This is a genomic window from Paenisporosarcina sp. TG20 (assembly GCF_000286315.1).
Taxonomy (GTDB): Bacteria; Bacillota; Bacilli; order Bacillales_A; family Planococcaceae; genus Paenisporosarcina.
The window spans coordinates 1-6,898 of record NZ_ALJG01000171.1 but is presented as its reverse complement, the minus strand read 5'-3'; the positions used below and the strand labels follow the sequence as shown (position 1 = coordinate 6,898).

The window sequence follows — 6,898 nt, the reverse complement described above, 5'->3', positions numbered from 1 at the left end:
TATACTGCAAGGGATTTTGTTTTATTTATATTTCGAGAAAAAGTTTTCGTATAAATCTTTAAATGAGAACATAATTCGACTTTATTCTACAATTCGAATAAGATATTTCCTGGGCAATACATTAAATAAATTTAATGTCTTGATATGTAGGTAAGAGAATAGAATTAAATAAGAATTCACTAAAACAGGTAAGGTAAGTTTAATATGAGTGATTTATAAATCAGATTCTCGAGCAAATTAACACTTTCCTCTTTAATTCTTAATGGTGTTATTTTGAATATAACCGTATATTGCACAGAAAACCAAGTCAATTCAGTATGATCTTTTAGTCTTGTTTTGATAAGTTTCCAAAGTTGACATTCATATTAGATAACCTTAATCTAAAATAATTAAGTTACTAAACTATTTAATACTTAAGGAGTATCACAATGGACAACCGCAAAGGTTTAATACTTGAATTTACTCGTTCTTTTCGATATTTACTTCGTACAGTAAGACAAGATTTCGCTATAGAATTTGAAGAATACATTCCATATAATGAATTCACACTCCTACGAGTTTTAGAAGATGACCTAACTCTTCGCGTATCTGATGTGGCGCGTAGATTAAACTCGACAAGTAGCTACGTCACTTTAACGAGTGAAAAGCTAGTTCAAAAAGGATACCTCATTCGAGAACGTAATGATAGGGATAGAAGAACGGTTTATTTGACAGTAACTGAGGAAGGTCTAACCTTAGTTAAAAAAATGGATGAAATAGTGTACTCTTATTTCAATAAAACTTTTGGTGATATTTCAAATGAAGAAATGACATTGGTTATCGACATTCTTCAAAAAATTAAGCCGAATGAAAAAGAGGTTTAATTCTATGGAAGATTTAAAACACAAAGAAAAAGTCACCATAATGATCGCCATTATTGCTGCCCTATTTTTTGCAGCTGTAAACCAAACAATAGTGAGTAATGCTTTACCTAAAATTATTTCTGACTTAGGTGGGTTAAATTATTACAGTTGGGTCTTTACCAGTTTTATGTTAACCAGTGCTATTATGACTGTCGTGGCAGGAAAGTTGTCAGATATTTATGGGAGAAAACCCTTTTTCTTAATAGGTATTTTAATTTTTTCAATTGGTGCATTTTTGTGTGGAACATCGGATACTATTGAACAACTAATCATTTATCGTGCAATTCAAGGTATAGGTGCTGGTCTTATTATTCCAACAGCATTTACAGCAGTTGGAGATTTATTTGCACCTCGCGAACGTGGAAAATGGCAGGGGATAATGAGTGGAGTCTTTGGTGTTTCTAGTGTTATCGGTCCTGCAATCGGTGGCTATATTGTCGATAATCTTGATTGGAAGTGGGTCTTTTGGATATTCCTCCCATTAGGTATTGTTGCATTCATCTTGATTTTCAAATTGTTTCCAAAAACAGCTCGTCGGGAAAACGAAACCATTGATTATTTAGGCACATTCTTTCTTGCTGGAACCTTGGTGACGATGTTGTTAGCCTTTTCTTGGGCAGGAACACAGTACGATTGGTCTTCTCCGATGATATTAAGCTTGTTCGCAGCTTCAATCATTTCGCTTGGGTTATTTATATGGGCTGAAAAGCGTGCGCGAAGCCCAGTATTACCGCTTCATTTATTTAAAAATATGAACTTTACCTTTTCGAATATTATTGGATTTTGTGTAGGGGTTGGGATGTTCGGTAGCCTTATGTATGTACCTTACTTTATTCAAGGGGTTTTGGGCTATTCGGCTACTCATTCTAGCTTTATTACCATGACTATGACACTCGGCTTAGTTGGTTCGAGTGCTTGGGGAGGTAACTTGATTACTAAAACGGGGAAATATAAGCGTCAAGCAACAATAGGATTAATGACTTCTGTTGTTGGTCTCGTCTTACTATCACAAATGGATATAAATATTTCTCAATGGTTACTAATTCTTTATTTAATATTAGTTGGCATTGGTATAGGCATGGGTCTAACTGTCTTTACATTAACAGTTCAAAATTCAGTAGGCCCAGAAAACTTAGGTGTTGCGACATCGTCCACTCAATTATTCCGTGTAATGGGAGGAACAGTTGGGGTGGCTGTTTTAGGAACTGTGCTTAACACATCAATGAAAAGTAAGCTGGCTTCATTAGATCCAGGAAGTATGCCTGAAGAAGCGACAACAACTTTAAGTGAATTCCAAGATCCTAATCTTTTATTAGACCATACGCAAATTGATTTGATTCGCGGTCAATTGTCTGAACAAATGTTACCATTCTTTAATAATCTAATAATCCATTTACAACAAGCATTGTCACATGCTTTATCAAATGTGTTTTTGCTTGCAGCGATTATAATGGGAATAGCATCACTTTTAACATTTGTAATTAAAGAAGTTCCTTTACGCAGTCAAAAAGATTCATCAGACATAGAAAAATGATTATACTTCTTTTTCAAGAAAGAGTGTCCATTTTGGATGCTCTATTTTTGATTAATTTTTTCAACCAAAACTAACCTTATATGGATACTTCCTTCTACAAATTACAAGGATTTACTAGGAAATAATCATTTACTTTAGTTGGTTAAAGGATTAAAATTAGACTATTGTTTTTCGTAATACGAAACAATCAAAGAGGTGAAATTTACTTGAAACAATGGAAGATATACGTAATTCTCGTTATTGTCATGATTATATGGGGCTTTAATTTACCAGCCGTAAAATATTTAGTAACCGAAGTGCGTCCCGTTACAATGACCGCATTTCGTATATTTTTAGCAAGTCTAACCGTTTTTGCAATTCTAGCAACGCTTAGAATTGTAAGAAAACCAACAAAGCTAGAATGGAAATATATATTTTTGGGGGCACTTCTTAATGTCGTCTGCCACCATTACTTTTTATCAATTGGATTATCCCTAACATCTGGTTCAAATGCTGGTTTAATTCTTGGAACGGGTCCTGTCTTAACAGCTGTAATCGTGTCCTTAATCATGAGGGTTTATCCTTCTAGATTACAATGGATAGGGGTTACACTAGGACTAGTTGGTGTCAGTGCAACAGTATTAGCTGCTGGTGAGGGGACATCAGGTTTATCTTATGGAGATGTTTTCGTATTCATATCGATAGTTGCCCAAGTATTTAGTTATCTGGTTATTAGTAAGGCTGCTAAAACATTAGATCCAAGACTGCTTACTGCATATATGTTTTTAATAGGTTCCTTCGTATTGCTTTTAATAAGCTTAGTTCAGGAACCAGGCGAGATACAAGAATTTTTTAAAGTGCCACCAATCTTTTGGCTAGCATTCTTTGGTAGTGGCATGATTGGTACTGCAGTTGGTCATATGTTATTCAACTACTCAGTTGGGAAAGCAGGACCATCCAAAGCTGCGATCTTTATGAACTTAAACACCGTATTCTCCTTAGTTGGTGCCGCGATGTTTTTAGATGAAGTTATTACAAGTAGACATATATTCGGTCTTGTTTTAATTATTGCAGCGGTAGTATTAGGATCCGGTGCAGCCGATGACATGTGGAAAAAACACAAAATTAAAAAATCCGTATCTTCATGAATCAAAAAAGAATTTTGCGTAATGGTTTAGTTAGTTCTTTGCATTGTAGGTTGGACGAATATTTGGGCGCTTTCCGCATAATTTAGAAACAAGGTTGTTGGCTTGACATCTCTGAACCTCACTACTAACATTGTGTGTAGTAAAAGTTTCTTATCTATAATATCAATAGCTATTTGAGTAAAATGCATTCTTCGATTGAAACTTTATTGATTCGGAAACGTATGCATATTAAATGAAATTTCAGGAGGTAATTATATGCTAAAAAATCCAGGTATTGCCGCAGTATTAAGTTTCTTTTGGACCGGCGTCGGGCAAATATATAATGGTCAAATCATGAAGGGCTTAATTTTAATTGTTGTGCAACTTATAAATTCTGCTTTAGTGTTCGTATTAATTGGTTGGATAACATTTCCAATTGTATGGATTTGGGGAATCTACGATGCTTACAAAGTAGCAGATCGAATGAACAAATCCAATTATTAAAAGCTGACCACTTCTAATTAGGAGTGGTTTTTGTTTGCTTTTGGTTAAATGAAAGAATTGACACATATTATTGAAGAAAGCGGTCGAAGATATTATCTCGACCGCTATTTTCTTTTTGTAAAAAGAGATTGGTAAAGGTAATGGGAACAGAAAAATATAATGTTATAGGATTATTTTTGGAGTACTCCTTAAGAAATGAAGTTATATTGTTCTATTTGAGTGTTCTGACTAACATTTCGTTAGCTGAAATGGCATGAGCAGTTGCTCAGTTGGAAAATTTGGAGTCCAAGTTGGAAAAACGGAATGCCGAGTTGGAATTTTGAGACTCCAAGTTGGAAAAATCATGATCCAAGTTGGAATAGAGAAAATATGGAAACTATAATGACGAGAACGAGCTAGCTAAAAAAGTGTCACAAACAGGAAAGTGGCAAAGGCTAGCCGTGCCACCCAACATGCAATTGAGGTTGAAAGTAAAGATGGTTTTTCACAGAATTGAAGAAAAATCCGTTATTTTAACAGTATTCTGGTGGATCTTTTAAAGGAAATCATGGCGAGCTGTTGCTCAGTTGGGATTTTTGGTCCTCAAGTTGGAAAAATCACGATCCAAGTTGGAATAGAGAAAATATGGGAACTATAATGATGAGAACGAGCTAAGAAATTGTCACGAACAGAAAGTGGCAAAGGCTAGCCGTGCCACCAAACAAGCAATTGGGTTTAAGGTATAGATGATTTTCACAGAATTGAAGAAAAATCCGTTAATTTACCAGTATTCTTGAAGAATTCTGTTGGATCTTTTAAAGGAAATCAAGGCGAGCAGTCGCTCAGTTGGAAAATTTGGAGTCCAAGTTGGAAAAACGGAATGCCAAGTTGGAATTTTGAGACTCCAAGTTGGAAAAATCACGCTCCAAGTTGGAAAACTACTAAAACAACCGATTTAATCGACAGTTAAATACCTTTTACAGGTGTACAATTTAATAAAACTAGCCACATAAAAAACCAGAGGACCAAATTGACATAGTCATTTTGGTCCTCTGTTCATTTTAAGATTATAAAGTGTAGTGGGCTTACAAATTCAAAACAAACCTAAGTTGATTCAGTAGCTATAGGTTTCGATTCAGCAACACAATTCTCTCTTACGAATCTTAAGGAAAAATTTTACCAGGATTTAAAATATTCATAGGATCGAGTAAATTTTTCATTTGTTTCATTACCATAAGGGCCTCGCCATGCTCTTGTAATTGGAATTTCTTTTTCCCAAGTCCAACGCCATGTTCTCCAGTACAGGTTCCACCTAACGAAATCGCTAATAGAGCCAATTGGTCGTTGGTATGGTCCGCTTTTTGTTTTTCATGCGTCTTAGTAGGATCATACATGACAATAGTATGGAAATTACCATCCCCTACATGACCAAAGGTTCCGCCGTGTAGACCACTCTCATCCAGTAATTTACGAGCGTATTCTACCATTTGAGGAAGTTTAGAAATCGGCACACATACATCAGCACCTGTTGATGACATTCCTTTCATATGTCTATACGCATAAGCCATTTCATGACGTGCTTTCCAAAGTAATGCTCGTTCATTAGATCCTATTGCTGTTACGAAATTTTGACAGCCTAGTTCAGTACATACCAGTTTAGTTGTTTCAGCATCTTCTGTAGCAGATAATCGAGAACCAGAAAACTCGAAAAATAAAGAAGCTTCTTCTGGGTATGAGTATCCACCATACTCATTTACTTGTTTAATACTGTTAGCATCAACTAATTCCATTCGAAGTACAGGCGTGCCGCTCATTAAGATTGTCTGAGCTGCAGATGCACATTCTTCAATAGTTTTAAAAGTACATCTTGCTGCAATGGTATGTTCAGGAATTCCATGTAAGCGTAAAGTAATTTCAGTAATAATTCCAAGAGTTCCTTCAGAACCTGCGAACAACCCGGTCAAATGGTATCCTGAAGATGACTTTTTTGCTTTGGAGCCAGTATGAATGACTTTGCCATCTGCCATAATGACTTTTAAATCAAGAAGTTGATCTCTCATAGAACCAAATTTAACTGCAGTCGTTCCGCTCGCATTTGTAGCAGTCATACCACCAATAGTTGCATCAGCACCGGGATCAATAGGGAAGTACAGACCATGTCTATTAACGAATTCATTCAACTGAAGTCTTGTCATACCAGCTTGTACAGTGATTAACATATCTTCATGTTGAAACTCTACAACTTGATTCATCCTCTCAAAACTCATGGAAATCCCTTTTTGTATGGGAATAACTTGTCCTTCTAAACCAGATCCAGCACCATATGGCACCACAGAAGTATGGAATTTACGAGCAATTTTTAAAACCTCAAGTATATCTTCCTGCGACTCAGGAAACACTACCACATCTGGTTCTACAGGTGTATGGGATGATTCATCTTTACTGAAATTATAAAGATCCGACTCAGTCTGGCTCACTTTATTGCTTCCAATAGAAGCTATGAGTTCTTTTACCAACATTTAACATTCTCCTTTTTATCGTTAAACCATATTTCTTTATGATAGTGTAGCCTGTATTCTCTAAAACTCAAAATAAAAACATATAATAAAATAGAGTTTTCTGAAATTGGTATTGTAATTGATTTTAAATTAAGCATAATAGATGTATACAGTTCACAGAACACAAGATTAAATGTAAGCTGTAAGGGGCTCACGTACCATAAGGATAAAATCACGAAATCCCATTCTTCAGCAGAACAAGCCTAAGAGTATTTTCATCGACACAATAGGTTTTTGGCACTTCAGCATTTTTTTATGCAATTCTTCCTGCCTCCGAGTGGAACATATGTTCTTTTTATGGTACACTGAAAATAG

The 6,898-nt window shown here is 35.4% G+C and carries 5 protein-coding genes; 4 read left to right on the top strand and 1 reads right to left on the bottom strand.

Translation table 11 applies throughout. The features are described 5' to 3' along the window. Window positions 1-428 precede the first annotated feature (428 nt). From B371_RS0102600 to B371_RS0102585, 4 genes are all read left to right on the top strand, one after another. Window positions 429-863, top strand: a complete 435-nt coding sequence (locus tag B371_RS0102600; RefSeq protein ID WP_019412760.1) for a MarR family winged helix-turn-helix transcriptional regulator — start codon at window positions 429-431, stop codon at window positions 861-863. Between the two features lie 4 nt (window positions 864-867). Continuing rightward, a complete protein-coding gene (locus B371_RS0102595; RefSeq protein WP_019412759.1) occupies window positions 868-2,436 on the top strand; it encodes an MDR family MFS transporter in 1,569 nt (522 codons plus the stop codon). A 206-nt stretch (window positions 2,437-2,642) separates the two neighbouring features. Continuing rightward, window positions 2,643-3,563: a DMT family transporter gene (locus B371_RS0102590; RefSeq protein WP_019412758.1), complete on the top strand. Its 921-nt coding sequence runs from the start codon at window positions 2,643-2,645 to the stop codon at window positions 3,561-3,563. Window positions 3,564-3,818: 255 nt separating this feature from the next. Next, on the top strand, window positions 3,819-4,046 hold the full coding sequence (locus tag B371_RS0102585; RefSeq protein WP_019412757.1) for a hypothetical protein: 228 nt from the start codon (window positions 3,819-3,821) through the stop codon (window positions 4,044-4,046). 1,142 nt (window positions 4,047-5,188) lie between these two features. On the opposite strand, the gene B371_RS0102575 is transcribed toward B371_RS0102585, so the two are convergent. Beyond that, window positions 5,189-6,544 carry an FAD-binding oxidoreductase gene (locus B371_RS0102575; protein ID WP_019412755.1) on the bottom strand — a complete coding sequence of 452 codons (1,356 nt, stop codon included), beginning with the start codon at window positions 6,542-6,544 and terminating at the stop codon, window positions 5,189-5,191. Window positions 6,545-6,898: the final 354 nt, after the last annotated feature.